General features: G+C 72.0%; 26 protein-coding genes and 2 pseudogenes. 5 read left to right on the forward strand and 23 right to left on the reverse strand.

Annotated features, from left to right (window positions below; all coding sequences use genetic code 11):
- Positions 1-86: 86 nt before the first annotated feature.
- Together BS73_RS15140 and BS73_RS15145 are read left to right on the forward strand one after the other, a co-directional pair.
- Positions 87-614 (forward strand): annotated as a pseudogene (locus BS73_RS15140) (LLM class flavin-dependent oxidoreductase); the annotation flags it as partial.
- Between the two features lie 330 nt (positions 615-944).
- Positions 945-1,496 (forward strand): annotated as a pseudogene (locus BS73_RS15145) (LLM class flavin-dependent oxidoreductase); the annotation flags it as partial.
- A 179-nt stretch (positions 1,497-1,675) separates the two neighbouring features.
- Here the strand turns inward: BS73_RS15145 and BS73_RS15150 are convergent.
- The gene (locus tag BS73_RS15150; protein ID WP_037572745.1) at positions 1,676-2,068 is read right to left on the reverse strand and encodes an SCO5389 family protein; all 393 of its coding nucleotides are present in this window, start codon (positions 2,066-2,068) and stop codon (positions 1,676-1,678) included.
- Between the two features lie 643 nt (positions 2,069-2,711).
- Between BS73_RS15150 and nucS the strand changes: the two genes are divergently transcribed.
- Positions 2,712-3,389: an endonuclease NucS gene (gene nucS, locus BS73_RS15155; protein WP_037572747.1), complete on the forward strand. Its 678-nt coding sequence runs from the start codon at positions 2,712-2,714 to the stop codon at positions 3,387-3,389.
- 111 nt (positions 3,390-3,500) lie between these two features.
- Here nucS and BS73_RS38245 read toward each other — a convergent pair whose 3' ends face one another.
- Positions 3,501-6,440, reverse strand: coding sequence for an ATP-binding protein (locus BS73_RS38245; RefSeq protein ID WP_051939961.1), 2,940 nt, complete (start codon positions 6,438-6,440; stop codon positions 3,501-3,503).
- A 169-nt stretch (positions 6,441-6,609) separates the two neighbouring features.
- Positions 6,610-6,942 carry an STAS domain-containing protein gene (locus tag BS73_RS15165; protein ID WP_037572749.1) on the reverse strand — a complete coding sequence of 111 codons (333 nt, stop codon included), beginning with the start codon at positions 6,940-6,942 and terminating at the stop codon, positions 6,610-6,612.
- 419 nt (positions 6,943-7,361) lie between these two features.
- Between BS73_RS15165 and BS73_RS15170 the strand changes: the two genes are divergently transcribed.
- Positions 7,362-7,694, forward strand: coding sequence for a hypothetical protein (locus BS73_RS15170; RefSeq protein ID WP_037572751.1), 333 nt, complete (start codon positions 7,362-7,364; stop codon positions 7,692-7,694).
- A gap of 77 nt (positions 7,695-7,771) precedes the next feature.
- Here the strand turns inward: BS73_RS15170 and BS73_RS15175 are convergent, their stop codons facing one another.
- On the reverse strand, positions 7,772-8,410 hold the full coding sequence (locus tag BS73_RS15175; protein ID WP_037572753.1) for a TetR/AcrR family transcriptional regulator: 639 nt from the start codon (positions 8,408-8,410) through the stop codon (positions 7,772-7,774).
- 74 nt (positions 8,411-8,484) lie between these two features.
- Here BS73_RS15175 and BS73_RS34690 point away from each other — a divergent pair, with 74 nt between their 5' ends.
- Positions 8,485-9,186: an ATP-binding cassette domain-containing protein gene (locus BS73_RS34690; RefSeq protein ID WP_051939962.1), complete on the forward strand. Its 702-nt coding sequence runs from the start codon at positions 8,485-8,487 to the stop codon at positions 9,184-9,186.
- Between the two features lie 34 nt (positions 9,187-9,220).
- Here the strand turns inward: BS73_RS34690 and BS73_RS15185 are convergent, their stop codons facing one another.
- From BS73_RS15185 to BS73_RS15275, 19 genes are all read right to left on the reverse strand, one after another.
- Complete coding sequence (locus BS73_RS15185) at positions 9,221-9,793, reverse strand: cob(I)yrinic acid a,c-diamide adenosyltransferase (protein WP_037572761.1); 573 nt, start codon at positions 9,791-9,793, stop codon at positions 9,221-9,223.
- Positions 9,794-9,866: 73 nt separating this feature from the next.
- Positions 9,867-10,403, reverse strand: coding sequence for a DUF2550 domain-containing protein (locus BS73_RS15190; protein ID WP_037572764.1), 537 nt, complete (start codon positions 10,401-10,403; stop codon positions 9,867-9,869).
- 176 nt (positions 10,404-10,579) lie between these two features.
- The gene (locus BS73_RS15195; RefSeq protein ID WP_037572767.1) at positions 10,580-10,957 is read right to left on the reverse strand and encodes a F0F1 ATP synthase subunit epsilon; all 378 of its coding nucleotides are present in this window, start codon (positions 10,955-10,957) and stop codon (positions 10,580-10,582) included.
- A gap of 119 nt (positions 10,958-11,076) precedes the next feature.
- Positions 11,077-12,522, reverse strand: coding sequence for a F0F1 ATP synthase subunit beta (gene atpD / locus BS73_RS15200; protein ID WP_037572769.1), 1,446 nt, complete (start codon positions 12,520-12,522; stop codon positions 11,077-11,079).
- A 1-nt stretch (position 12,523) separates the two neighbouring features.
- Entirely contained in the window at positions 12,524-13,435 is a 912-nt protein-coding gene (locus tag BS73_RS15205; RefSeq protein ID WP_037572771.1) for a F0F1 ATP synthase subunit gamma, read from the reverse strand.
- Between the two features lie 38 nt (positions 13,436-13,473).
- Positions 13,474-15,048, reverse strand: a complete 1,575-nt coding sequence (gene atpA, locus BS73_RS15210; protein ID WP_037572774.1) for a F0F1 ATP synthase subunit alpha — start codon at positions 15,046-15,048, stop codon at positions 13,474-13,476.
- A gap of 157 nt (positions 15,049-15,205) precedes the next feature.
- The gene (locus BS73_RS15215) at positions 15,206-16,021 is read right to left on the reverse strand and encodes a F0F1 ATP synthase subunit delta (RefSeq protein ID WP_037572778.1); all 816 of its coding nucleotides are present in this window, start codon (positions 16,019-16,021) and stop codon (positions 15,206-15,208) included.
- Positions 16,018-16,569 carry a F0F1 ATP synthase subunit B gene (locus BS73_RS15220; protein ID WP_037572781.1) on the reverse strand — a complete coding sequence of 184 codons (552 nt, stop codon included), beginning with the start codon at positions 16,567-16,569 and terminating at the stop codon, positions 16,018-16,020. The genes BS73_RS15215 and BS73_RS15220 overlap by 4 nt, the downstream gene beginning before the upstream one ends.
- Before the next feature lie 44 nt (positions 16,570-16,613).
- Positions 16,614-16,859: an ATP synthase F0 subunit C gene (gene atpE, locus BS73_RS15225; protein ID WP_037572784.1), complete on the reverse strand. Its 246-nt coding sequence runs from the start codon at positions 16,857-16,859 to the stop codon at positions 16,614-16,616.
- A gap of 74 nt (positions 16,860-16,933) precedes the next feature.
- Positions 16,934-17,722: a F0F1 ATP synthase subunit A gene (gene atpB / locus BS73_RS15230; RefSeq protein WP_037572787.1), complete on the reverse strand. Its 789-nt coding sequence runs from the start codon at positions 17,720-17,722 to the stop codon at positions 16,934-16,936.
- Positions 17,723-18,067: 345 nt separating this feature from the next.
- Positions 18,068-18,472, reverse strand: a complete 405-nt coding sequence (locus BS73_RS15235) for a hypothetical protein (protein WP_037572790.1) — start codon at positions 18,470-18,472, stop codon at positions 18,068-18,070.
- 213 nt (positions 18,473-18,685) lie between these two features.
- Positions 18,686-20,098: an MraY family glycosyltransferase gene (locus tag BS73_RS15240; protein ID WP_051939963.1), complete on the reverse strand. Its 1,413-nt coding sequence runs from the start codon at positions 20,096-20,098 to the stop codon at positions 18,686-18,688.
- 172 nt (positions 20,099-20,270) lie between these two features.
- Positions 20,271-21,494 carry a serine hydroxymethyltransferase gene (locus BS73_RS15245; RefSeq protein WP_037572795.1) on the reverse strand — a complete coding sequence of 408 codons (1,224 nt, stop codon included), beginning with the start codon at positions 21,492-21,494 and terminating at the stop codon, positions 20,271-20,273.
- Between the two features lie 69 nt (positions 21,495-21,563).
- A complete protein-coding gene (locus tag BS73_RS15250; RefSeq protein ID WP_265736860.1) occupies positions 21,564-22,289 on the reverse strand; it encodes an arsenate reductase/protein-tyrosine-phosphatase family protein in 726 nt (241 codons plus the stop codon).
- A complete protein-coding gene (locus BS73_RS15255) occupies positions 22,286-22,942 on the reverse strand; it encodes an L-threonylcarbamoyladenylate synthase (protein WP_037572796.1) in 657 nt (218 codons plus the stop codon). Before BS73_RS15255 ends, BS73_RS15250 begins: the two co-directional genes overlap by 4 nt.
- 64 nt (positions 22,943-23,006) lie before the next feature.
- A complete protein-coding gene (prmC, locus tag BS73_RS15260; RefSeq protein WP_037572800.1) occupies positions 23,007-23,873 on the reverse strand; it encodes a peptide chain release factor N(5)-glutamine methyltransferase in 867 nt (288 codons plus the stop codon).
- Positions 23,874-23,893: 20 nt separating this feature from the next.
- On the reverse strand, positions 23,894-24,970 hold the full coding sequence (gene prfA, locus BS73_RS15265; RefSeq protein WP_037572802.1) for a peptide chain release factor 1: 1,077 nt from the start codon (positions 24,968-24,970) through the stop codon (positions 23,894-23,896).
- A 110-nt stretch (positions 24,971-25,080) separates the two neighbouring features.
- Positions 25,081-25,287: a 50S ribosomal protein L31 gene (gene rpmE, locus BS73_RS15270; RefSeq protein ID WP_037572805.1), complete on the reverse strand. Its 207-nt coding sequence runs from the start codon at positions 25,285-25,287 to the stop codon at positions 25,081-25,083.
- Between the two features lie 150 nt (positions 25,288-25,437).
- Complete coding sequence (locus BS73_RS15275; RefSeq protein WP_037572807.1) at positions 25,438-26,526, reverse strand: LCP family protein; 1,089 nt, start codon at positions 26,524-26,526, stop codon at positions 25,438-25,440.
- Positions 26,527-26,732: the final 206 nt, after the last annotated feature.

Consider the following 26,732-nt stretch of genomic DNA (forward strand, 5'->3'; position numbering starts at 1 on the left):
ACAACACCGCCCTCGCCACTCCGGTGGCGGCCGGCGCCGTCCAGAGCGCGCAGGCCGCCCCGATCCGCGGCGAGGAGCAACTGCCCATCGGCGTCGGGGTGTTCCTGCTCGCCGCGCAGTTTCCCGGGCAGGGGCACGCGGAGGCGCTGGACCGCGCCGTTTCCGCGGCGGTCGCCGCAGAACAGGCCGGGCTCGCCGACGTCTGGCTGGCCGAGCACCACTTCGTCCCGTACGGGGTCTGCCCGTCCGCGACGACGCTTGCCGCGCTACTGCTGGGCAGGACCCGGCGGATAGGGATCGGCACGGCGGTGAGCGTCCTGCCCAACCAGCACCCGGTGGCGCTGGGCGAACAGGCCGCCCTGCTGCACCTGATCTCCGGCGGCCGGTTCACCCTCGGGGTGGGCCGCGGCGGGCCGTGGGTCGACCTCGACGTCTTCGGCACCGGCCTGGAGGCGTTCGAGAACGGCTTCCCCGAGGCGCTCGACCTCCTCCTCCGCTGGCTGCGCGAGTCGCGGGTGGGGGCCGAGGGTCCGCGCTACTCGTTTCCGGAGGTGGACGTCGTCCCGCGGGCCACCGAGCAGCCGCTGCCGCAGGGCGGGCGGGACGGCCTGCCCGGCGGGGCGGGCGCTCTCGGCGGTCTCAGCGGGTTCGCCGGGGCCGAGTGCCCGACGGGGCCCGAATACGCCCCGTACAAACCGCTGTTGGGCCCGCCCGGGCGGCGCGGCGGCGGCGCGCGGCGCGCGGCCGGCGGTCCGCGCGGGTCGCGCGGGATCGGCAGCCGGTTCCCGCGCCCCGGCCGACCGCCCCGGCGCTCGGGTGCCGGAGGCGCGCCGACCGGGGGCGCCCTGGGCGTCCCGTTCGCCGAACTGGCCGGCCACGGGGCCATCGACGGCATGGAGGGCATCGGCGGGCTCGCCGAAAGCCTGGCCGAGGTGGGCGGATCGGCGTTCCCGCGGGAGTCCGGACAGGCCGGTCCGCCGGTGATCGTGGCCTGCACGTCCAAGCCGACCGTACGGCTGGCGGCCGAGCGCGGACTGCCGATGCTCCTCGGCATGCACTCGGGCGACGACGACAAGAAGGAGATGCTGGCCGCTTACCGCGCCGCCGCGCGGGCCGCCGGCCGGACCCCGGACGAGATCGCGGAGGCGGAGCGGAACCATGTCGCCGCCGGGGTCGCCCAGGTCGGCGACACCGTCGCGGAGGCCCGGCGGACCCTGCTGCGGTCGATGCCGGACTGGTTCGACCACGGCCTCAGCGCCCACCGCACGGTGGACGGCCGGGAGCGACGGATGCGCGACCCGCACGGGTACACCGAGCTGCTGTGCGACCTCCATGCGGTCGGGCCCGCCCGGCACTGCGCGGACCGGCTGGCGGCGACCGCCGAGCGCACCGGGATCCGGCGGTTCGCGCTGCTGGTGGAGGGCACCGGCGACCGCGCCGAGACCCTCAGGAACGTCTCCCGGCTCGGCGGCGAGGTGCTGCCGCAATTGCGATGACCTTCCCCTGGCGACCGATCAGGAGGCGTGGTGGTCCGCCGACCCGTGACGGCCGGCCGCGCGGCTCGGTGATCGGTCCCCGGAGGGCCCGTCGGGGGCGTCGCCGTGCGGCGTCCGGGCCGTTCGGGTGCGCCCGTTCCCCGGCGTGGTCGGCCGGGGAACGGGCGGTGCCCGCCGACTCAGCAGTCCCGCAACTCCGGGGACTGGTTGAGCAGTTGGGCGCGGATGGAGGTGAAACGGGTGTACCGCTCGTCGCTCCGGGGCCCGGGGGTGAAGACGGCCACTCGATGGCAGTTCTGGAAGGCGAGCCGGACGCCGAAGTGACGCTGCAGGGCGCCGCGTATCGCGTCACTGGCCATCGCCCTGAGCAGCTGCCCCCTGGCCTGCTCGGACGGCGGCGGCACCTGGTTGTCCGCGAAATCCGAGCCGTCCACCTTGGTCTGGGCGACCAGTGAGCTGATCAGCTCCCAGGCGTAGGGCAGGGAAGTGCGGACGCAGTCGACGAACTCGCGCTCGTCGACATCGCCTCGCTCGGCCTTGTCGAGCAGGTCCGGTGAGACGTCGAGCGACATGGTTTCTCCTCTCGCGGACCCGGCGACGGCGGATTCCGTCCCCGGGAGGTGCGGTGATCGAATGGCGCTGTGTGCTGCTGCGGACGGGCAGCACTGCGATCCACCGATCCGGCGGCATTGCTTCTGCGTGCTCGTGCAGGTGGCTGCCCCAAGCGGTTCGTGCCGACGTTGAGAACCCTGAGAACCCTGTTTGCCTTGAGACCTCGAGAACTCCGTTGCGCTTCAAAAGCCGCGCGACGCCCGCCTGCCGGGTCCCGACGGCGTCCCCGCCACCCGGGCGGCGTCCCCGCTCAGCCCCGTTCAAGCCTGCCAGGACCGCAAGGCCACCCGGGGCGGAATACCTGACTCCGCTGGGCACGAACCGTCGAGGACCCCCACCTAGCAACGCATCTGACAACCCATCAGCAATCTCCCTCCGAAAGCCTGGCGGCGTGACACACCGTAAGCCAACGTGTACGGGTACACCAGGGTTCGACTACAGGATCCGGCCATCGTCGTTGCGGTCGGTGCACGCGGAGGCGCGTACTCCGCGTACACCACGACTACACCCACCGCTACGTTCCGGCGTACGACTCCCCGCCCCCTCCACGGGGTCGTCGCGAGAATCGCTCCGATTGGCCCCCGTGGGCTAGCGTGGTCGACCGTGCGTCTCGTAATTGCCCGCTGCTCTGTCGACTACGCAGGGCGGCTCACGGCCCATCTGCCCAGCGCCCCCCGGCTGATCCTGGTGAAACAGGACGGCTCGGTCTCGGTGCATGCCGACGACCGCGCCTACAAGCCGCTGAACTGGATGTCGCCGCCGTGCACCCTCCAGGAGGCCGAGGGTGCCGACGGCGCCGAAGCCCTCTGGACGGTCGTCAACAAGGCCGGCGAGAAGTTGATCATTACTCTCGAGGAGGTGCTCCACGACTCCTCCCACGAGCTGGGCGTCGACCCCGGTCTGGTGAAGGACGGAGTGGAGGCGCATCTGCAGGAGCTGCTCGCGGACCGGATGGAGGTGCTGGGGGCCGGCTGGTCGCTGATCCGGCGGGAGTACCCGACCGCGATCGGCCCGGTGGACATCCTCTGCCGGGACGCGGACGGCCGGACCGTCGCCGTGGAGATCAAGCGCCGCGGCGAGATCGACGGCGTCGAGCAGCTCACCCGCTACCTCGAACTCCTCAACCGGGACCCGCTGCTGGCCCCGGTGAAGGGCGTCTTCGCGGCCCAGCAGATCAAGCCGCAGGCGCGGGTGCTGGCCCAGGACCGCGGGATCGACTGCGTCGTCCTCGACTACGACGGCCTCCGCGGCCTGGACGACGACAAACTCAAGCTCTTCTAGCCGCCCGGCGGCGCGGCCCCCCGCGCCCGGCGACGGGGACCGGGCGGCGACCCGGGTGCCGTCGCCGGGCGGGGCGGGCCGCGCCGCCGTGGTGCGCGGCTCCGAGGGCGCTCAAGTGGTGGGCGCCGTCGACGACTTGGTGGTGGTGAGGGAGGGCGCCGCCGCCGTGGTCGGCGAGTTGACCGTCGGATTCGCCGCCGAGGTCGACGGCGTGGTGGTCGGTCCGGCGACGCTCGGCGGGGGCTTCGTGGTGGGCGGCGCGGTGGTCGGCGGCGCCGTGGTCGGAGGCGGAGTGGTCGGCGGCTTCGTCGTCGGGGGCGCCGTCGGCGTCGGGCTCTTGGTCCTGGTCTGGGTCGGGCGCGGCGTCGTCCCGCCCGTCGTCGGACGGACCGTCGTCGGCCGCGATCCGGAGGTCGGCCCCGCCGGCGGCGGCAGCACCCCGCCGGTACCGGAGGCCGCGGGGCCCGTCGTCGGTCCATAACCGCCCGCGCCCCCGCCGCCGAAGGTGGTCGGGTTGCCGGCGCCGCCCGTGGTGGCGCCGTTGCCGGTGCCGTTCCGGCTGCCCGGTGCGGACGGCGAGGGGCTGAGCCCCGGCGTCTTCTGCCCCGGGGTGCTCGCCGAGGGCACCGGCGCGACGTTCAGCGGGGCGTTGTCCGAGCCGTTCCCGTGGGTCCCCGCGCCCAGCGCGACCACCGAGGCGAGCGCCCCCAGCAGTACCGCCCCGGACGCCGCCGCGGCCATGTTCCGGCGGGTGATCAGCCCGTGGCCCCAGCCCGAGGGCTCGGGGACGGCCGGCCCGGGGAAGTCCGGGCCGCCGCCGGGCGCACCCGGCGCACCGGGCCCGCCCGCGCCGGGAGCCGTCCTCGACCCGGGCGCGGGCGGCGGCGCCGGCACGCCCGCGCCGGCGCCCGCGCTCCGGCTCCGCCCCGCGCCCGCTCCGCCGCCCGCGGACTGGAAGACCCCGAGCCGCCGCGTCCGGTGCTGCGGAAGCGACCCCGCCGGCAGCCCCTGGGCGGCCGTGGAGACCCCCAGCAGCTCCAGCACGGTCCTGCCCGCGGCCACCCCGCGGGTGTCGCCCAGCGCCCCGCGCAGCGCCACCGCGGACTCCAGCTCGGCCCGCGCCCGGTCGTACGCCCCGACGCAGAACGCCAGCACGCCCAACTCGTGGTGGAACCAGGCCTCCTCGGCCACCGCGCGGTTGGTCCTGGCGGCCTCCAGGCCGTACCGCAGGGTGCGCTCCCAGGCGCTCCAGCGCAGCGCCAGCGCGAAGCAGGGCGCGGCCGAGCGGGCCAGCCGCACGACCGCCCCGTGGCCGCCCGTGTCCCGCACCGCCTGCAGCGCGGCGAGCAGCACCTCGGCCTCGTCCGAGACCTGGTCGGCCATCACCGCGGAGTGCCCCGTCCACCAGGCGAAATGGCGGACCGCATCCTGGACGGTCCGGACCGACTCGACGTCCTCGACGGCGTCCCCGGCGAGCATCTCGGCCACGCCCTCGGCGAGCCGCAGATGGGTGCCCACGCGGGTGGCGAGGCCGCACTCGACCAGCTCCCGCAGCGCGGCCTCGCCGTGGCCGACCTCGGCCAGCGCGGCCAGGTGCGGGGCGGCGGGGCACTCGCCGCCGAGCGCGGCGGCCAGCCGCAGCGTCCGCCGGGCCTCCGGGCCGAGCCCGGCGGCCAGGCGGAGCGCAGGCGGGGCGCTGTCCGCGATGTCCGGCAGGGGACCCAGCAGGTCCACGGAGGCCGCGGCCGCCGCACGGCCGCCGGAGTCCGCGGCCGCTCCCCCGCCCGGGCCAGGACCGGCCATCGCGTCGAAGAGTCCGCCCGCGAAGCCCTCGGGCACCCCCCGCGCCCGGTAGCCCGCCCGCGGATCCCGCGGCAGCACCGGCAGCGGCCTGGTCGGCCCCTCCGGGTCCACCGCGGCGGCGCTCCGGTCCGCCCGGGCCGCGTCCCGGTGCCGCAGCACCGCCGCGGCCTGGACGAAGCGCAGCGGCAGCCCGCCGGACTCGAACCACAGGTCGGCGGCCCAGGCCTGCTCCTCGTCGGTGAGCGGCCGCCCGGTCCGCTCGGAGAGCAGCCGCAGCGCGCCCTCCCGGGAGAGGCCGCGGAGCACCGCGTCCTCCATCCGGGAGTCGGGCACCGGCGGCGGCACGTCCGGGGTCGCCGAGACCAGGAAGGCGCACTCCGGCGCGGTCTCCAGCAGCTCCTCCAGCAGCTCGCCGCCGCACTCCAGGTCGTCGATCACCACCACCGCGCCCACCTCCCGCAGCAGTACGCGGAGTTGGGCCCGGTCCGGGCGGAAGCGCGGCCGGCCGGGGCTGCCGTCGCCGCGGAAGAGCGGCGGCGCGGTGGCCGCGAAGAGGTCCTGGAGGAGGTCGTTGACCGTGCGCCGGTACCCGGCCAGCCGGACCACCCCGTTGGGCGCCAGCCCCTCCGCCGAGGCGGCCAGGAGGGACAGCACGGCCGACTTGCCGGAGCCGCGCGGTCCGGTGACCCGCACCGAGCGGCCCTGCGCCAGCAGGGTGCTGAGCCGCCGGCATTCGGCGACCCGCTCCAGCAGCGGCCCGTTCTCGGCCTCCGCAGCGCCCGCCACGGCCTGCCCGCGCAGCCCTGGCTGCCCTGGCTGCCCTGGGGCGAGCGCGGGCAGCGGCACCGTCTCTGGTTCCTCCCAGCCGGCCGTGGAGAAGGCGTCGGCGGAGGCACCCGGGCGGCGCTCCGGCGGGCAGGGCTCGACGGTGGTCCCGCCCGGTGTGTCGACGGTGAGCAGCAGGTCGCCTGAGATGACGGCGGCCGGTCCGGTCAGCCCGCGCGGGCCGCCGCTCTCCGCACGCGGGCGCACGGCGGTGACGGCGGTCGAGGTGACCGGCTCGCCGGCGCCGGCGGGTCCGTCGTCGGTGCCGGCGGTGGATTCCGACGGTATGTACTCCCGGTGCTCCGGAAAACCCGATGCGGTCTCGTCCGAGCGCGACTCGTCGTCACGGCCCGCGGCCGACCCGTAAGCCCCCCCGACGGGTTCTCTCCCGCTGTCCCCGGGTCCACCTGTACGTGGCTTCATGATGTTGTTCCGCCCCCCATCCCGCACTCAGCAGTGCCGGGATCCCAACGCTAGACCTACCCGGCGTCCGCACCAAGGGGTGGGAAAGCCGGTACGCCTGTCCCGGTTCCAGTGTGACAGCCCGTCAGACGGGCGGCAGCGAGTTGGCCGGAGAGCGCCGGAGGCGTGGTCAGAGGGCCGCGTGCGCCGCGCCTGCCGGCTGCGGCTCCATCCCCTCGATGGCCAGGATCCGGTGCAGCTTGGTCGCCACGAGCAGCCGCTGCAGCTGCGGCGGCACCCCGCGCAGCACCAGCCGGCGGCCGCTGCGGCCGGCCCGGCGGTGGGTGCCCATGATGACGCCGAGGCCGGTGGCGTCCCAGGACTCCAGCGCCTTGAGGTCGAGGATCAGGTCTCCCTCGCCGCCGTCGACGGCGTCGTGGAGGCGAACCCGCGCGTCGGCGGCCGTGCGGACGTCCAGGCGCCCCTCGATGGCCAGCTCGGCCCGGTCGCCAGTGATCCGCATCCGCTGAGTCCCTCCGCTCGCCACCGTTGTGACCGCCGTGCGCCGTCCCGGGCTCTCCGGCTCTCCGTCCCGGTCCGATCAGCCTGCCGCTCGAATGGCCGACCGTCATCTCATCTCATCCGACGCATGTCTGACGCCGAACCAGGTACTGAGGTTGCGGTACTCGACCAGATCTGGGGCTTTTTCACTCGTCCGAGTGAGAATGCTCGTCCGGTACCGCGAGCGCACTACAACAGGCTGCCCAAGAAAGCGGTAAAACTCCACGGTTCCACGCCGACGTGAGGAAGTTCACTGGGCGCGAGGCGCCCAACCGGGCGATCTCCCGGGGCACTTCCCCCGGCTGAATTCCCCCCGGACACAATCGGCCTCTCGGGTAGAGAATAGAACTCAAGATCCAAACCGACCGGGGGACGACGCCTATGTACACCGACAGTCCGCTGGCCGCTCTCGCCCTGCCGCTGATCGTGGTCGCCGTGCTGTTCCTGCTGCTGCGCTGGACGTGGTCGCGCAGCCGCTCCTCGGTGGCCCACCGGCAGTCGCGGCGCGGCGCGCCGGGCGACTACGGGCTGCTGACGCCGGTGGCCGCGCCCGGGGACGCCGAGGAGGCGCGGCGGATGTCCGGCCGGCTGCGGGCCGCGGGCATCCGGCACACCGTGGCCAACACCACCGAGGGCCCCCGGCTGATGGTCTTCGAGGCGGACGCGGAGCGCTCCCGCGAGGTGCTCGGCCTGGTGGAGCCGGGCGACTCCTGACGCGGCCGGAGCGCCGGACCGCCGGACCGCCGGACCGCCAGTCCTTCGGCCCTTCCGCACGTCAGCCCTTCCGCACGTCAGCCCTTCCGCACGGCGTACTCCAGCACCTCGTCGCTCAGCAGCGACTCCAGTACGTCGAGCCGGTCCAGCGCCGACCGGACGATCTCGTCCACCGGCTCCTCGGCCAGCACCCGCCGCCCGATCTCGCCCAGCACGTCCCGCTGCGCCCAGGCGATCTGACTCGCCACCAGGTCGGTGCGGACGTCCTCCGGCCCGGTGCCGAGCTCCTCGTGCAGCGCGGCGGCGAAGGCCTCGGCCATCTCCCGGCCGATGGTGTGCATCCGCAGACTCAGCGAGTCGGAGGCCAGCACCATCCGCATGAAGTGGGCGAAGTGCCCGCTCAGCCCGAGCGTCGGGTCCCGGTTCTCGATCTCCTCGCGCAGCCCGCGCAGCACCGCGCGGGCCGCCGACTCCCCCGGCCGCCGCTCGCTCAGCAGCCGCACCAGGCGCTGCCGCTGCGCCTCGCCGCGGTCCAGGCAGAGGTCCTCCTTGCTGGGGAAGTAGTTGTAGACGGTGTTCACCGAGACGTCGGCGGCCCGCGCGACGTCCGCGACGGTCACCGTCACGAACCCGCGCTCCAGGAACAGTCCGGTGGCGATGTCCGAGATCCGCTGCCGCGTCTCCCGCTTCTTCCGTGCTCGAAGGCCCTCCTCCATGCCCCCAGCCTAACTGGGATCACTTGAATTTTGGAGTGGTTGCAGTTTTCTTCCGGCTCTGCTTATGTGGTCCCATGGCCCAACTCCGCGCCGCCTCGACCGCCCTCTCCTCCGCTCCACCCCCCGCCCTCGACGTCCACCGCCTCCGCTGGGGCGGCGCCGGGCGGCCGCTGGACCTCCGGCTGCTCCCGGGCGAGGCGGTGGCCGTGGTGGCGGCGCAGGACGAGCCGGAGAGCGCCGAGCGGGCGCGGGGACTGCTGCGGGTGCTGGCGGGGGCCGAGCCGGCGCTGGGCGGCCTGTTCGCGGTGGCCGGCCGGGAGCTCTCCGGGGACCGGGCGGAGGCGCGCTGGCTGACCGGTCTGGCCGGGCCCCCGCCGTACGGCACGGCCGCGTGGGCCGGCGACACGACGCTGGGCGCGGCGCTGGTCTCGCACGGCCAGCTGATGCGCCTCTCCCGCGGCCAGGCCCGGGACAGGGCCGCGGAGTTGGCCTTCGACCTGGAGCTGGTCCCACTGCTCGAACTGGGCTGGGACGAGCTCACCCCGGGCGAGCTGCTGCGGGCGCGGATCGCGCTGGCGATGCTCCACCGGCCGGCCGTGCTGCTGCTGGACGACCCGGCGGCGGGGCTCTCCCCGCAGGAGGGCGAGGAACTGCGGGCGCTGCTGCGGATGCTGCGCGACCCGGCCGGGGCGGACGGCGGGGTCGCCGTCCTCCTCACCACCCCCGACCTCTCCTCGGTGGCCCTGCTGGCCGACCGGGCGGTGCCGCTGCCCTAGGGGGTGGGAACCCCCAGGGGGCGCTGCGCCTCCCCTAGCGGTTCTCCCCCGGGACCCAGAGGACGTCCCCCCGCTCCTTGTTGGCCGTCCTGGCCAGGATGAAGAGGAGGTCGGAGAGCCGGTTGAGGTACTTCGCGGTCAGCGGGTTGACGCCGTCGCCGTACTCCGCGATCGCCGCCCAGGTGGAGCGCTCGGCACGGCGGACGACCGTGCAGGCGAAGTGCAGCTGGGCGGCCGCCGGGGTGCCGCCGGGGAGGATGAAGCTGCGCAGCTTCTCCAGCTCGGCCAGGTAGCGGTCGCAGTCCGCCTCCAGGCGGTCGATGTACGACTGGAGGACGCGCAGCGGGGGGTACTTGGGGTTCTCCACCACCGGGGTGGAGAGGTCGGCGCCGACGTCGAAGAGGTCGTTCTGGATCCGGGTCAGCACGGCGACCACGTCCTCGCCGAGACCCCCGCCGGCGACGGCCACGCCGATGGCGGCGTTCGCCTCGTTGGCGTCCGCGTAGGCGTTCAGCCGCGAGTCGTTCTTGGACGTCCGACTCATGTCGCCGAGTGCGGTCGTCCCGTCGTCCCCGGTCCGGGTGTAGATACGGGTGAGATTAACCATGCCCGACAGCGTATGGCCGCCCGCGATCCACGGCCCCCGTGGGCGGCGGACGACCGCGCGGGACGGACGTGGGCTAGGCGACGTTGACGCGCTGGCCGGGAGGTGCCGCCTCCAGCCACGCCAGGAATCCGGTCAGGGCGTCCTCGCTCATCGCGAGTTCGATCGGCTCGCCGTCGACGCGGGCGCTCAGCACCACCGCGCCGGACAGCAGGGCGAGCTCCTCCTGCCCCTCCGGCGTCCGCCGGGACACCACCTCGATCAGCGGCCGCCGCAGCACCCGCCGCGGCCTCGGCGAGTAGCTGAAGACCCGGAACCACTCCAGGTCGTCGCCGTTGTACCGGGCCACGCCGAAGACCCAGCCCTTGCCGTCCCCCGCCGACGCGGCGGCCTGTTCGGCCCCCGACTCGGGGACGTCCGAGGGCGCCTCCTGCGCGGCCGCCTCGGCGGCGGTCACCGCCGCGATCTCCGCGGCCTCCGGCATCCGCAACCGCAGCGAGCAGTCGAAGGTACCGCCCACCCGCTGGATCAGCCGCCTCCGCACCGCGAAGGCGCTCAGCCCCGCAAGTGCGACCACGACCACCACCGCGGCCACAACCAGGGCGAGGACCATGCCCACCGACCTCCTCGCCTACGCGAACGACCACCGACAACAGATCAACAGACCTACCGCGTCAACCGATGCAGCGGTCCCGGGGTCACTCTCGTGCCCCGGGACCGCTGTTCCGCTCGACTGCCTGTCCGCCTCCGGACGGCCGCTTCGGCGCGTCAGCGCGACGTAGCCACCGCCTACTTGGCGGTGTTGGCCGCCGCCAGAAGCCGCACCTCGGCGCGGCGCTGGGCGCCCGCGTCGGTCTCGGCCTTGGCGCGCTCCAGCGCCCGCTCCGCCCGCTCGACGTTGATCTCGTCGGCGAGTTCGGCGATCTCGGCGAGGATCGACAGCTTGTTGTCCGCGAAGGACAGGAAGCCGCCGTGCACCGCCGCGACCACGGCGCCTCCATCGGCCTGCCGGATGGTCACCGGGTCAGACTCCAGCACGCCCAGGACGGGCGTGTGGTTCGCCTGGATACCGATGTCACCGGACTTGGTGCGCGCCAGGACGATCGTGGCCTCACCGGCCCAGACCTTGCGGTCCGCCGCGACCAGCTCGACGTGCAGCTCAGCCAACGTAGGCTCCTCGGGTACTGAAGCCCGCCCGTGAAGGACAGGTTTCGGGAAAGTTTAGCGGTCCGCCCCGGCCGCCCCGAAAAGGGGAGGCCGGGAACGGGTCGGGTGTCCGGTGGGACTTACTTGTCCAGCAGCTCGCGAGCGTTGCGCTCGAGGTCGTCGATCCCGCCGCACATGAAGAACGCCTGCTCGGGGACGTGGTCGTACTTGCCGTCCGCGATGGCGTTGAACGCCGCGATGGTCTCGTCCAGCGGGACGGTCGAGCCGTCGACGCCGGTGAACTGCTTGGCCACGTAGGTGTTCTGGGACAGGAAGCGCTCGATGCGCCGTGCCCGCTGAACCGTGATCTTGTCCTCCTCGGACAGCTCGTCCATACCGAGGATGGCGATGATGTCCTGGAGGTCCTTGTACTTCTGCAGAATCCCCTTGATCCGCATGGCGGTGTCGTAGTGGTTCTGCGCGATGTACCGCGGGTCGAGGATGCGGGACGTCGAGTCCAGCGGGTCCACGGCCGGGTAGATGCCCTTCTCCGAGATCGGGCGCGACAGCACGGTGGTCGCGTCCAGGTGGGCGAAGGTGGTGGCCGGCGCCGGGTCGGTCAGGTCGTCCGCGGGGACGTAGATCGCCTGCATCGAGGTGATCGAGTGACCGCGGGTCGAGGTGATCCGCTCCTGCAGCTGGCCCATCTCGTCGGCCAGGTTCGGCTGGTAGCCCACCGCGGACGGCATGCGGCCGAGGAGGGTGGACACCTCGGAACCGGCCTGGGTGAACCGGAAGATGTTGTCGATGAAGAGCAGCACGTCCTGCTGCTGCACATCGCGGAAGTACTCCGCCATGGTCAGCGCGGACAGCGCCACCCGGAGACGGGTCCCCGGCGGCTCGTCCATCTGGCCGAAGACCAGCGCGGTCTTGTCCAGAACGCCGGAGTCCTGCATCTCCTCGATGAGGTCGTTGCCCTCACGGGTGCGCTCACCGACGCCGGCGAAGACCGACACACCACCGAAGTTCTCGGCGACGCGGTAGATCATCTCCTGGATCAGCACGGTCTTGCCGACACCGGCACCACCGAACAGGCCGATCTTTCCACCCTGCACATACGGGGTGAGGAGGTCGATGACCTTGATGCCGGTCTCGAACATCTCGGTCTTCGACTCGAGCTGGTCGAACTTCGGCGCCTGGCGGTGGATCGGCCAGCGCTCGGTGACCTCGGCGTTGAACTTCGCCTGGTCGACGTTGAGCACCTCGCCGAGGGCGTTGAAGACCTTGCCCTTGGTGATGTCGCCGACCGGGACGGAGATCGCCTCGCCGGTGTCGGTCACACCCTGGCCGCGGACCACGCCGTCGGTCGGCTGCATCGAGATGGCGCGGACCAGGCCGTCACCCAGGTGCTGGGCGACCTCCAGGGTCAGCGTCTTCTTGCCGGTCCCGTCCGGGGCGTCGATGTCCAGCTTCAGAGCGTTGAACAGGTCCGGCATCGCGTCGACGGGGAACTCCACGTCGACGACCGGGCCGATGACCCGGGCGACGCGGCCCGTAGCCGTGGCCGTCTCAACAGTGGCAGTCATGTCAGTCACTCCCCGCGTTCGCGTCGGCCAGGGCGCTCGCGCCACCGACGATCTCGCTGATTTCCTGGGTGATCTCGGCCTGGCGGGCCGAGTTGGCAAGCCGCGAGAGCGACTTGATGAGCTCTCCCGCGTTGTCGGTCGCGCTCTGCATGGCCCGGCGGCGGGCGGCGTGCTCGGAGGCGGCCGACTGCAGCATGGCGTTGTAGAGCCGCGCCTCGACGTACCGCGGCAGCAGCGCGTCCAGCACGCCCTCCGCCGACGGCTCGAAGTCGTAGAGCGGGAAGGGCCCCTGGACCTCGGCCTCCTCCGCCGCGCGCTCGATGCTGAGCGGCAGCAGACGGGCCTCCACCGGGTTCTGGGTGAGCATGGACACGAACTCGGTCGAGATCAGGTGCAGCTCGTCGACCCCGCCCTCGGACGTCTCGGTGGTGAAGGCGTCGATCAGCGCCGACGCCACCTCCTTGGCGTCCGAGTAGCTGGGCTTGTCCGAGAAGCCGGTCCACGACTGCTCGAACGCGCGTCCGCGGAAGCCGAAGTAGCCGACGGCCTTGCGGCCCACGAGGTAGTGGACCACCTCCTTGCCCTCGGCCTCCAGACGTGCCGTCAGCTCCTCCGCCTTCTTGATGGCGTTGGAGGAGTAGCCGCCTGCCAGGCCTCGGTCAGAGGTGATCAGCAGCACCGCGGCGCGGGTGGCCTCGGGGTTCTCCTGGGTGAGCGGGTGCTTCGCGTTGGACCTGGTCGCGACCGCGGTCACCGCCCGGGTGAGTTCCCGGGCGTAGGGGGTGGAGGCCTCCACCGCGCGCTGGGCCTTCATGATGCGCGCGGCGGAGATCATCTCCATCGCCTTGGTGATCTTCTTGGTCGCGGTGACGGACCGGATCCGGCGCTTGTAGACCCGAAGCTGTGCTCCCATGGGTCAGTTCTCGCCTTTCTTTCGGTTCCGGCCTGCCGTCAGCCCTGCTCGCCCAGGAGCTTGCCGGCCGAGGTGGTGAACTCGCTCTTGAAGGCGGAGATCGCCTCCTTCAGCGAGGTGACCGTGCCCTCCTCGAGCTTCCCGGTCTCCACGATGGTGGTCAGGATGCCCTTGTGCTCGCGGCGGACGTAGTCCAGGAACTCCCGCTCGAACTTGCGGATGTCCTCGACCGGGACGTCGTCCAGCTCACCGGTGGTGCCGGCCCAGACCGAGACGACCTGCTCCTCGACCGGGAACGGCGCGTACTGGCCCTGCTTCAGCAGCTCGACCAGGCGCGAACCGCGGCCCAGCTGGGCCTTGGAGGCGGCGTCCAGGTCGGAGCCGAAGGCGGCGAAGGCCTCCAGCTCGCGGTACTGGGCGAGGTCCAGACGCAGCCGGCCGGCCACCGACTTCATGGCCTTGATCTGCGCGGAGCCACCGACTCGGGAGACCGAGATACCGACGTTCACGGCCGGGCGGATACCGGCGTTGAACAGGTCGGACTCCAGGAAGCACTGGCCGTCGGTGATGGAGATGACGTTGGTCGGGATGTACGCCGAGACGTCGTTGGCCTTGGTCTCGATGATCGGCAGACCGGTCATCGAGCCGGCCCCCAGGTCGTCGGAGAGCTTGGCGCAGCGCTCCAGCAGACGCGAGTGGAGGTAGAAGACGTCGCCCGGGTAGGCCTCGCGCCCCGGCGGGCGGCGCAGCAGCAGGGAGACGGCGCGGTAGGCCTCGGCCTGCTTCGACAGGTCGTCGAAGACGATCAGGACGTGCTTGCCCTGGTACATCCAGTGCTGGCCGATGGCCGAACCGGTGTACGGAGCCAGGTACTTGAAACCGGCCGGGTCGGACGCCGGAGCCGCCACGATGGTGGTGTACTCCAGGGCGCCGGCCTCCTCCAGCGCGCCGCGGACGGACGCGATGGTGGAGCCCTTCTGGCCGACGGCGACGTAGATGCAGCGGACCTGCTTCTCCGGGTCGCCGGAACGCCAGTTGTCCCGCTGGTTGATGATCGTGTCGATGCAGACCGCGGTCTTGCCGGTCTGCCGGTCGCCGATGATCAGCTGGCGCTGGCCGCGGCCGATCGGGGTCATCGCGTCGATGGCCTTGATGCCGGTCTGCAGCGGCTCGTGCACCGACTTGCGGACCATGACGCCCGGGGCCTGCAGCTCCAGCGCGCGGCGCGAGTCGGTCTCGATCTCGCCGAGGCCGTCGATCGCGTTGCCGAGCGGGTCGACGACGCGGCCCAGGTAGCCCTCGCCGACCGGGACCGAGAGGACCTCGCCCGTGCGGCGGACCGTCTGGCCCTCCTCGATGCTGCTGAAGTCGCCGAGGATGACCACGCCGATCTCGCGCGTGTCGAGGTTCAGCGCAAGACCGAGGGTGCCGTCCTCGAACTTCAGCAGCTCGTTCGCCATCGCCGAGGGCAGGCCCTCGACGCGGGCGATGCCGTCCGCGGTGTAGACGACCGTGCCGACCTCTTCACGCGAGGCGGCGTCCGGCTGGTACGACTGGACGAACGAGTCCAGCGCGTCCCGGATCTCCTCCGGCCGGATCGTGAGCTCCGCCATCTGGGTTCCCTGCTCTCCTAGTTGCGATCCTCGGCCCGCCCGTGGAGGGCCGCAAGTATTCGACTCTCGGCCGGCTTCCCGCGGGAACTGCGTCCCGCGGAGGACCGGCCGTCCTTCCCGACCGAGGGTCGGATGCTGCTCCGCTCTCCTGCGGACCTCAGCCCGCGAGTCCCTGTCGTGCGCTGTCCAGGCGCCCCGCGACGGTGCCGTCGATCAGCTCGTCGCCGATCTGCACCAGCACCCCGCCGAGGACCTTGGGGTCCACGTCGGCGTTGATGTGTACCCGCCGGCCGTACAGCTTGGCCAGCGAGGCGCCGAGCCGGTCGCGCTGGGCCTCCGTCAGCGGAACCGCCGTGGTGACCAGCGCCACCACCCGGTCGCGCCGCTCGGCCGCGAGTCGCATGAACTCGTCCAGCCCGGCTTCCAGGCTACGGCCACGCGGACGCGCGACCAGGGACTCCACCAGGCGCACCGTGGCGGGCTTGGCCCGGTCCCCGAGGAGCCGCTTGACCAGCCCGGTACGCGACTCGGCGGGGGCCGCCGACTCGGTGAGCGCGGAGCGCAGCTCCGGGCTGCCGGCGACCACCCGGCCGAAGCGGAAGAGCTCGTCCTCCACGTCGTCCAGCTGGTCGGCCCGCTCGGCACCGATCAGCTCGGCCAGCGCGGCCAGCTGCTCGGCGGTGTCGGCCAGGTCACGGGACTGGATCCAGCGCGAGCGGACCATCCCGGAGACCAGGTCGACGGTGTCCGAGCCGACCTTGCCGTCGAGCAGCCGGGCCACCAGGGCGGCCTTGTCCTGGCCCTCCCGCGAGGGGTCGGCCAGGGTCCGGCGCAGGGCGGCCTCGTGGTCGAGGAGCCCGGTGACCGCGTTCAGCTCGTCCGCCAGCTTGGCCGTGTCGACCGCGGGGCGGTCGGTCAGCGCGGAGAGGTTCTCCCGCGCCGCGGCAGCGGATTCGCGGCTGGCGCCGATCACTTGACGGCACCTTCCGCCGCGTCGGCCTTGGCGTCCAGCTCGTCCAGGAACCGGTCGATGATCCGGCTCTGCCGGGCCTCGTCCTCCAGGGACTCCCCGACCACCCGGCCGGCGAGCTCGGCGGCGATGCGGCCGACGTCCTGCCGGAGCACCGTGGTGACCTGGCGGCGGTCGGCGTCGATCTGGGCGTGGCCGGCCTCGACGATCGCGTCGCGCTGCCGCTGGCCCTCCTCGCGCATCTCCGCGATGATCGTCGCCCCCTGCTCACGGGCGTGCTCGGTGATCCGAGCGGCCTCGTGACGGGCCTCGGCGAGCTGGGCCTTGTACTCCTCCAGCGTGCGGTTGGCCTCTTCCTGGGCCGCCGCAGCGCGCTCCAGGCCACCCTCGATCGCGTCGCGCCGCTCCTCCAGAGTCTTCTGGATGTTGGGCAGGAGCTTCTTGCCGAGAAGGCCGAAGACGATGAAGAAGCAGATCAGGCCGATGATGAGTTCCGGCATGGAGGGCAGCAGCGGATTCTGCGGCCCCTCATCCGCCAAGAACTGAATCATGTCCGAACCTTTCGTCGAGCGTGGCTACTGGTGGTCTCTCGGCCTCAGCTGCTGAAGATGAACGGAACGACGAGACCGATCAGGGCCAGAACCTCACAGAGGGCGAAGCCCAGGAACATGTTGGTGCGGATGATCGGCATGGCCTCGGGCTGGCGGGCCATGGCCTCGATGGAGTGGCCGAAGACCAGACCGATACCGACACCGGGGCCGATGGCGGCGAGACCGTACGCGACCGCACCCAGTCGGCCACCAACGGTGGCGCCGGCGGCGAGCTCAAGAGCAGCAGACATGGTGACCCTTGTCTTCCTTGTGATGCGATCCGATGGGGGGCTTCCCACCGGAAGTCTGATGGTTGGTCAGGGCCTCAGTGGCCCTCGATCGCGCCCTGGATGTACAGCGACGCGAGCAGGGTGAAGATGTACGCCTGGAGGAACTGGATCAGCAGCTCGAACGCGGTCAGCGCGATGGTGAGGACCAGCGACGCGCCGGAGAACAGCGCGAAGACCGAGGGGGTGAGCATGTACCAGCAGGCGGCGCTGAAGATGACGATCAGCAGGTGGCCGGAGAACATGTTCGCCCACAGCCGGACCGCCAGCGTGAACGGCCGGGTGATGACGTTCTGGATGAACTCCAGCAGGACGATCAGCGGCGAGATGCCCTTCGGCACGCCGTCGATCCAGACCAGGTTCTTGATGCCGCCGACGAACCCGTTCTTCTTGAAGGTCAGGAACATGTAGGTGACCCAGACCAGCAGTGCCAGCGCCGCGGGATAGGCGATCCGCGAGGCGACCGGGAACTGCGCGAACGGGATGATCGACATGATGTTCATGATCCACACGAAGAAGAAGATCGACGTGAGGAACGGAACGTACTTCTGGCCCTGCTTACCGATGATGTCGCGAGCGATGCTGCGCGAGATGAAGTCGTAGCCGATCTCGCCGACCAGCTGGAGCTTCCCCGGCACCAGCTTCGGCTTGGCGAACGCCAGCCCGAAGAAACCGACCACGATCACCATGCAGATGAGCGCGAGCAGCATCGGCTTGGTGACGTCGAGGCTGCCGATGGAGAAGATCGGCTTGAAGTCGAAGGAGTTGAGTCCGGGGGCAGGGAAACCACAACCAGAGGGTGTGATGTGACACCCGCTCGCGAGCATCGTGGAGGGGTTACTCACCCTTGACTCCTTCGTCGTGAAGCATCAGAACGGCAACCTGGTGTCTCGGAGCGCCCACCCGCAGCGTTTTCGGCTGCGCGTGATCGCAAGTCGGCACGTGGATGAGGGAGTTGGCCGGAGCGGCGGTGCGGGAACCGTGATTCGACAGGCTCCGCGTTGCGCCGGGCCCCCGGTGATCCGGGTACACCCCAAGCCGAGGCGACGGTGCTCTCCGCACGTCGCTGCCTCGGCCGGATGCGCTTCCGGACCTTAGCAGACCTTTACCTGGGGCTCCGGCAGCACCCTCGTCCGGCGGTCGGGGGCGGGTGCCTCGCCGTCGGCGGCCCCTCATGACGTGGCGCCCGGATCGACGTAGAAGATCTTGGCCTTCATGGTCCAGTAGACCTGTCCGGAGATCCACGCCAGCGCGGTCGCCAGCAGGGTGAAGCCGAACGCCCGCCCGTCGAAGAGGGTGGTGTGCTTGAAGGCGACGGTGAAGATTCCGACCAGCAGGATCTGCACCGCGTAGACCAGCAGTCCGGCCATCATGGCCAACTGCGGGTTGTTGCGGGTGATCCGGGCGAGTGCGGCGAGACCGAGGCCGAAGAAGAGGAAGACGACGACCACGCCGACCACTCCGCCGATGGCGCCCTTCCCGCCGGCGAACACGGCGCTCAGGATGATCCCGATAGCGCCCACGGGCCCAGCCGCCAGGGCGGCACCCCTGAGCATCCGGGCGTCGTTGGACAGCATCGTGGCAGCTCCGTCACGGTGTTGTTGGGTGGAGGTCAGCGATCAAGGCAGGCGACGTATCCACCGCGGCACCTTGGGGGCCACAGGGCCGAAGGCCCTCTCCCATAGGCCATTCGGCGCATCGCCTGATGTCGTGAACGCTATCACAAGGTATTTGGGAGAGTCTTTACCCAGCCGCTGTGCTCCGTGCCACACCTGGCGCGCGAGTAAGAGCTACTGGTGGTTTCGTCCCGGTACGTCCGAATGACGGCGCAGCGCGTGCGAGCCGCTCCCTATGCGTCGCAGCAGGTCCTCGTCGTCCGCGGAGAATTCCCCGCCCTCGGAGGTAAGAACTTCTCTTACCTTTACCGAAGTTGACGCTTCGTTGACCCGCACGTCCTGACGGTCAGTCACCGCATTCGCCTCAGCAGAGAGTCCGGCGCCCTCTGCGCCGCCCTCAGAGACAACGTCCCCGACCGGCCTGCGGTAACGCGGGGGGACCATTCGGGCCAACAGCCGCGGAACGTGCGGCTGGAACCTCGGGATCAGCAGAACCACCAGGCCGACCGCGCAGAGGGCCAGCAGGATCAGCACCGCCATCAGCCCTCCCCCGCTCACCGAGAAGGCCACCGTGCCGAAGGCGATCAGCGCCGCCCAGAAGTACATGATCAGCACGGCCCGGGCGTGCGAGTGGCCGATCTCCAGCAGCCGGTGGTGGAGGTGCTGCTTGTCCGCGGCGAACGGGGACTTCCCGGCCCAGGTCCGCCGGACCACCGCCAGCAGCAGGTCGGCCAGCGGCAGCGCGATCACGGTCAGCGGCAGCAGCAGCGGGATGTAGACGGGCACCAGGGTGTGGACGGCGTCGGTCTGCGAACCGCCGTTCTGCGCGGTGATCACGTCCGGGTCCACCCGGCCGGTCAGCGAGATCGCCGCCACCGAGAGCACCAGGCCGATCAGCATCGACCCGGAGTCGCCCATGAAGATCCGCGCCGGATGCAGGTTGTGCGGCAGGAAGCCGGCGCACATCCCGATCAGGATCGCGCTGAACAGCACGGCCGGAGAGGCGTCCTCGATCGAGTAGCCGTACCAGAGCCGGTACGCGTACAGGAAGAACGCCGCCGCCGCGATGCACACCATGCCGGCCGCGAGGCCGTCCAGGCCGTCGATGAAGTTCACCGCGTTCACGGTGAACACCACCAGCAGCACCGCGATCAGCGTCCCCTGCAGCGGGGAGAAGGAGACGTTGCCGTAGCCCGGGATCGGCAGCCACAGCACGGTGACGCCCTGCCAGACCATCACGCCCGCGGCCACTATCTGGCCGCCCAGCTTCACCAGGGCGTCCACGCCCCACTTGTCGTCCAGCACGCCGAGGATCCACATGATGGTTCCGCCGGAGAGCAGCGCGGCCACGTCGTGGCTCTTGACGAAGGTGTCCCCCGCCGTGTTCAGGTTCCCGGCCACCAGCAGGCCCGCGCAGAGTCCGCCGAACATGGCGATGCCGCCGAGCCGCGGAGTCGGCTCGCGGTGGACGTCGCGCGCGCGGATCGGCGGCATCGCGCCCGCGGCGATGGCGAACTTCCGCACCGGGCCGGTGAGCAGATAGGTCACCGCAGCGGTCACGAAGAGCGTCAGAAGGTACTCACGCACCGGCTGCCTCCCGTGCACCCTCGGCTGAAACTGGTTCGGCGTGCCTCACGGCACCACACCTTATTCAGTTGGACGCGCAGGAGGTGCATTGCGGTTTTGTCGATACGGCGGATTTGTGCCCTCCGCCTCCGGGAACCGCACCCCCCGCACTCCCCTCCGGCACCGTCCCGGGTCAGTCCGCGCTGGTCGGGGCCGCCAGTTCGGCGGCCGCCGCGGCGAGGTCCCGCGCCCGCGAACCGTCCGCGTCCGCCAGCGCCGCCGCCAGCAGTTCGGCCACCCGCGGCATCCGGTCCGGCGTCATCCCCTGAGTGGTGACGCATCCGGTGCCCATCCGGATCCCGGCCGCCGCCGACGGGGGCGCCGGGTCGTGCGGCACGGCGCAGCGGCCGACCAGGATCCCGGCCCGCTCCGCCCGCAGCTCGGCCTCCCGGCCGGTGATGCCGAGCCCCCGCAGATCGGCGGTGACCAGGTGGGTGTCGGTCCCGCCGGTGAGCGGCCTGATGCCGTGCCCGGAGAGCGCGACGGCCAGCGCGTGGGCGTTCTCCACCGTCCGCTCCGCGTAGGCGCGGTACTCCGGGGTGGCCGCCTCGCCGAAGGCCACCGCCTTGGCGGCCACCTCGTTGAGGCTCGGGCCGCCCTGCACGAACGGGAAGACCGCCCGGTCCACCCGCTCGGCCAGACCGGTCGCGCAGAGCAGCAGTCCGCCCCGAGGGCCGCGGAGGAGTTTGTGTGTGGTCGCACACACCACGTGCGCATATGGAACGGGAGACTCCAGAACCCCGGCCGCGATCAGCCCGGTGATCTGCGAGACGTCCGCCAGCAGCGCGGCACCGGCCTCGTCGGCGACCGCGCGGAAGGCCGCCCAGTCGATCGCCCGCGGATAGGAGATCCCGCCGGCCACGATCACCTTCGGCCGCTGCCGCAGCGCGAGGGCGCGCACCTCGTCCATGTCGATGCGGCCGTCCTTCTCCCGCACCCGGTAGCCCTCCCCCGCGCGGAACCACCGCCCGGAGAAGTTGGCGGCCGAACCGCCGGTCAGATGGCCCCCGTCGGCGAGCGCCATCGCCAGGATCCCGTCCCCCGGCCGCAGCAGCGCGGCGTACGCGGCGAGCATCGCCAGCGTCCCGGAGTACGGCTGGACGTTCGCGTGCTCGGCGTGGAAGAGCTCGCGGGCGCGCCGGGCGGCGAGCTCCTCCAGCTCGTCCGCGACGCCGCAGCCGGTGTGGTGCCGCCGCCCCGGGTACCCCTCGGCGTACTTGTCCCCGAACTCCGACCCGAGGGCGCCCCGCACCCCCGCCGATGCGAGGTTCTCCCCGGCCAGCAGCTGGAGCGCGCCGCGACGCCGCGCGCGCTCGGCGCGCACCAGCGCATCAACCTCCGCGTCCACCAGGGCCATGCCGCCAACATAAGCCGGAAACGTCCGGCAAGCGCGTGGGCGCGCCCCGGACGCGGCCGCGCAGAAGCGTTACGGCAGAGCGGGCACCCCGGTCAGCGCCGTCACCACCGCGTCCACCGCGCCGAAGATCTCCTCGCCGCAGGCCCGGAAGACCGGGATCGGCGCCCCGTACGGGTCGTCCACCTCGTCCGCCTCCGGCGTGGCCGCCAGCAGCCAGCCGCGCAGCGCCGCCGCGGCCCGCACCAGCGCCCGGGCCCGCTCGGCGATCTCCCCCGGCGCCCCGCCGGCGGCCGGCAGCGTCGCCGGGTCTATCGCCGCCAGCAGCCGGGTGAACTCCTTCAGCGTGAAGGTCCGCAGCCCCGCCGCGTGGCCCATGGAGATGACCTGCGCCCGGTGGTCCTGAGTGAACGTCAGCACCAGGTCGGCGTCGATGACATGCTCGTCCAGCAGCTCGCGCCCGGTGAAGGAGGAGCTGTCCGCCCCGTACTCGGCGAGCACCGCCGCCGCGTTGGCCTCCATCGGCGCGCCCTCATGGCCCCAGGTGCCGGCGGACTGGACGTCGATGCCGGTCGCGCCCTCCCCCAGCCGCTGCCCCAGCTCGCGCCGGGTCATCCGCTCGGCCATCGGCGACCGGCACACGCTCCCCGTGCACACGTAGAGGATCCGGAAGGCACCGTGGGTCCGCCGGGTCGAAGGTATGCCGACGGACGCCGCCGGGCGCACCAGGGCCCCTGTCACGGCGTTGTGCAGCTGCCCCCGCGGCGGCTGCGTCTGCATCCCGACCCGGTCGGTCAATTCCCGGCCCCCGGAGCCTCCAGGTCCGGTACCACCTCGCGCAGCGTGTCAGCGGTGATCGCGCCGGCCCGGAGGAGGCGCGGGGTCTTCCCGGTCACGTCCACGATGGAGGAGGGGACGGCGTGCTGCGCGGGCCCGCCGTCCAGGTACACCGACACGGCGTCGCCCAGCTGCTGCTGCGCGGCGTCGCAGTCGGCCGGCGAGGGACCGCCGGTCAGGTTGGCGCTCGACACGGCCAGCGGGCCGGTCTCGTTCAGCAGCTCGATGGCGACCGGGTGCAGCGGCATCCGCACCGCGACCGTGCCCCGGGTCTCGCCCAGGTCCCAGCGCAGCGAGGGCTGGTGCCTGGCGACGATGGTGAGCCCGCCCGGCCAGAAGGCGTCGACGAGCTCCCAGGCCTGCTCGGAGAAGTCGGTGACCAGGCCGTGCAGCGTGGTCGGGGAGCCGACCAGGACCGGCGACGGCATGTTCCGCCCGCGCCCCTTGGCGGCGAGCAGCTCTGCCACGGCGTCCTTGGAGAACGCGTCCGCGGCCAGCCCGTACACCGTGTCGGTCGGGGTGACCACCAGTTCGCCGCGGCGGATCGCCGAAGCCGCCTCGCGCAGCCCGGTCTCCCGATCGGCGGCGTCGGCGCAGTCATAGCGGCGGCTCATCGGTACCTCTCTCGGTCGTCTGCTCGGTCTTCTTCTGAGTGGTGCGCCAGCCCCCGCGGTCCGCTCACGGCGCGGCCCGCCGCGCGGTGGCGAACCGGGGGCGGTTGTTCAGATCCCGGTGGTCCGCGGCGTCCACCCAGCCCTGGTCCTCCCGGAACAGCCACGGCACCTGGCCGCCCTGGGTGTCGGCGTGCTCCACCACGACGACCCCGCCGGGGCGGAGCAGCCGGGCGGCGACCCGCTCGATCCCGCGCAAGGTGTCCAGCCCGTCCTCGCCGGAGAACAGCGCCAGCTGCGGGTCGTGGTCGCGGGCCTCGGGGGCGACGTACTCCCACTCGGTGAGGGGGATGTACGGGGGGTTGCTGATGACCAGGTCGAAGCGGCCCGCCGCGGACGGGTCGTCCTCGAAGGCCCGGGTGGCGTCGCCCCGCAGCAGGGTGATCCGGCCGGCGTCCGGGCTGGCCTCGATGTTCCGCCGGGCCCAGCCGTGGGCGCCGTCGTCCAGCTCGACCGCGTAGACCCGGCTGCGCGGCACCTCCTGCGCGATGGCCAGGGCGATCGCCCCGCTGCCCGTGCACAGGTCGACGACGACCGGCTCGGCCACGTCCATGTCCCGCAGCGCGTCTATCGCCCAGCCGACCACGGACTCGGTCTCCGGCCGGGGCACGAAGACCCCGGGGCCGACCTTGAGCTCCAGATACCGGAAGAAGGCGCTGCCGGTGATGTGCTGCAGCGGCTCGCGGGCCTCGCGGCGGGCGATCGCCTCCCAGTACCGGGCGTCGAAGTCGCCGTCGCCCACGGTGTGCAGCTCGCCGCGCTTGACGCCGTGGATGTGCGCGGCCAGTTCCTCGGCGTCGAAGCGGGGTGAGGGCACGCCGGCGTCGGCCAGTCGCTGGGTGGCCTGGGCCACCTCGGCGAGCAGCAGGTTCATCCGGGGTCCCTTCTCAGCCGTCAACTCTGCTGCGCGGCGGCCAGTTTGGCCGCCGCGTCGGCGTCCACGGCCGACTGGATCAGCGCGTCCAGATCCCCGTCCAGCACCTGGTCCAGGTTGTACGCCTTGAACCCGGTGCGGTGGTCGGAGATCCGGTTCTCCGGGAAGTTGTAGGTGCGGATCCGCTCCGAGCGGTCGACGGTGCGCACCTGGCTGCGGCGGGCGTCGGACGCCTCGCGGTCCGCCTCCTCCTGGGCGGCGGCGAGCAGCCGGGCCCGGAGGATCCGCAGCGCCGACTCCTTGTTCTGGAGCTGGCTCTTCTCGTTCTGGCAGGAGACCACGATCCCGGACGGCAGGTGGGTGATCCGCACCGCGGAGTCGGTGGTGTTCACCGACTGCCCGCCGGGCCCAGAGGAGCGGTAGACGTCGATCCGCAGGTCGTTGGGGTTGATCTCGACGTCGACCTCCTCCGCCTCGGGCAGCACCAGCACCCCCGCTGCCGAGGTGTGGATGCGGCCCTGCGACTCGGTGGCCGGCACCCGCTGCACGCGGTGCACCCCGCCCTCGTACTTGAGGCGGGCCCACACGCCCTGCCCCGGCTCCGCGTTGGCCCGCGCCTTCACCGCGACCTGGACGTCCTTGTACCCGCCCAGGTCGGACTCGTTGGCCTCGAGGATCTCGGTCTTCCAGCCGACCCGCTCGGCGTACCGCAGGTACATCCGCAGCAGGTCGCCGGCGAAGAGGGCGGACTCCTCGCCGCCCTCCCCGGCCTTGACCTCCAGGATCACGTCCTTGTCGTCGCTGGGGTCGCGCGGGACCAACAGCAGCCGGAGCCTCTCGGTGAGCTCCTCGCGCTGCGCCTCCAGCTGCTTGACCTCGGCGGCGAACTCCGGTTCCTCGTCGGCGAGTTCCCGGGCGGTCTCGATGTCCTCGCCGGCCGCGAGCCAGGCCCGGTAGGTCTCGGTGATGGGGGTCAGCTCGGCGTAGCGCTTGGACAGCCTCCTGGCGTTCGCCTGGTCGGCGTGGACGCCGGGGTCGGCCAGCCTCTTCTCGAGGTCGGCGTGCTCCGCGAGCAGCTCTCCGACTGCCTCGAACATGGTCTGACCCTTCCCTCTCCCAGCGAAGCGCTCAATGCCGCAGTGTCAACGCGAACGGCGCCGACCGGAGGCGCCCCGGGGGGACGCGTCCGATCGGCGCCGGTTCGTCGCTACTTCTTGCCGTAGCGGGCCTCGAAGCGGGCCACACGGCCACCGGTGTCCATGATCTTCTGCTTGCCGGTGTAGAAGGGGTGGCAGTTGGAGCAGATGTCCGCCCGGATCTCGCCCGAGGTCTCGGTCGAGCGGGTGGTGAACTCGTTGCCACAGGTGCAGGTCACCTTGGTGACCACGTACTCAGGGTGAATGTCGCGCTTCAAGGTCTCTCCTAGGTTCGGGAGGGCACCGGGTCATGCGGCTCGTCTGCACGCATGTGAACCGGGGCCGACGCACCAGTTTGCCAGTTCCGGTGGCGTTCTCCCAAACCGGCCCCCGGCGACGATTATTCCGTGTACATGATCGGCCGGTGCTCAACCCGTGACGGGGTTGGCCGGCTCGTTCCGCACGACCGACTCCGGCACCGGCCGGTCCTGCTTCAGCGCGCCCCAGAGCTGCTTGGCCAGCACCGGGTTCGCCTCCAGCCGGTTCGGGTCGGAGACGGCCGGCTGGGTGGGCATCGTCACCATGGTCAGCTTGCTCGCCGAGATGCCCTTGACGCTCTCCCCGAAGGAGACCAGCGAGGCCACCGAGCCCAGGTCGGAGTCGGTGGTGACGGACCGGGTCGCGTCGTTCGCCAGCGAGTAGAGCTTGCCGGGGTCGCTGAGGAGGCTGGAGGCCCCCGCCTGCTTGGCGATCGCGGCCACCATCTGGTGCTGGAGCTCTATCCGCCCCAGGTCGCTGCCGTCTCCCACGCTGTGCCGGGTGCGGACGAAGGCCAGCGCCTGGGTGCCGTTCAGCCTGTGGGTGCCCGCGGGCAGCCGGAGCTTGCTGTCCGGGTCGTCGATCTGCTTGGTGGTGGTGACCGTCACCCCGCCGATGTCGTCGATCAGCTTGGCGAAGCCGGAGAAGTCCACCTCGACGTAGTGGTTCATCCGCAGCCCGGTCATCGACTCGGCGGTCTTCACCGCGCAGACCGCCCCACCGGTCTGGTAGGCGGAGTTGAACATCACCCCGGCCGCGGCCGGCTCCGGGCTGTGGCCGTCCGTCCCGGTGCAGGCCGGGCGGTTCACCAGGGTGTCCCTGGGGATCGACACCACGGAGGCCGCGCTGTGGTCCCGGTCGATGTGGACGACCATCGCGGTGTCCGAGCGGGCCGTGCCGTCGGTGACCCCGCCGGCCATCGCGTGGTTGCTGCCGGACCGCGAGTCCGAGCCCAGCACCAGGATGTTCTGCGAGCCGTCCGTGGCGGCGGACGGGCGGTCGGTGCCGAGCTGGGCGTTGATGTCGACGCTCTTCAGATTGCCGTCCAGCTGCCAGTACGCGACGCCCGCCGCGGCGCCGACGCCGACCACCACCACGCCGGCCGCCGACCAGGCGGCGATCCGCAGCCGGCGCCGGTAGCGCGGCCTGCGGTGCGCGCCGCGCAGGGCACGGTCACGCGCCGTTCGGTCCTCGTCCATCTCGGGGGTTCCTCATTCAGCTCGGGTGTTCCGTCCTCGCCCCCCTCACCCTCTCGGGCACGAAGAACCGACTGTACGGCACAAGGACGAAAGGCCCGTTTTCCTGTGAAATCCACCACGAGCCACCACCCGAACGGAGCCGGGGACGCCGACGGCGCCGCCCCCGCACGGCCGGTCGGCCGTCGGGGCGGCGCCGTCGGCGGCCG

Origin of the sequence: Phaeacidiphilus oryzae TH49 (genome assembly GCF_000744815.1) — a bacterium.
Lineage (GTDB): Bacteria > Actinomycetota > Actinomycetes > Streptomycetales > Streptomycetaceae > Phaeacidiphilus > Phaeacidiphilus oryzae.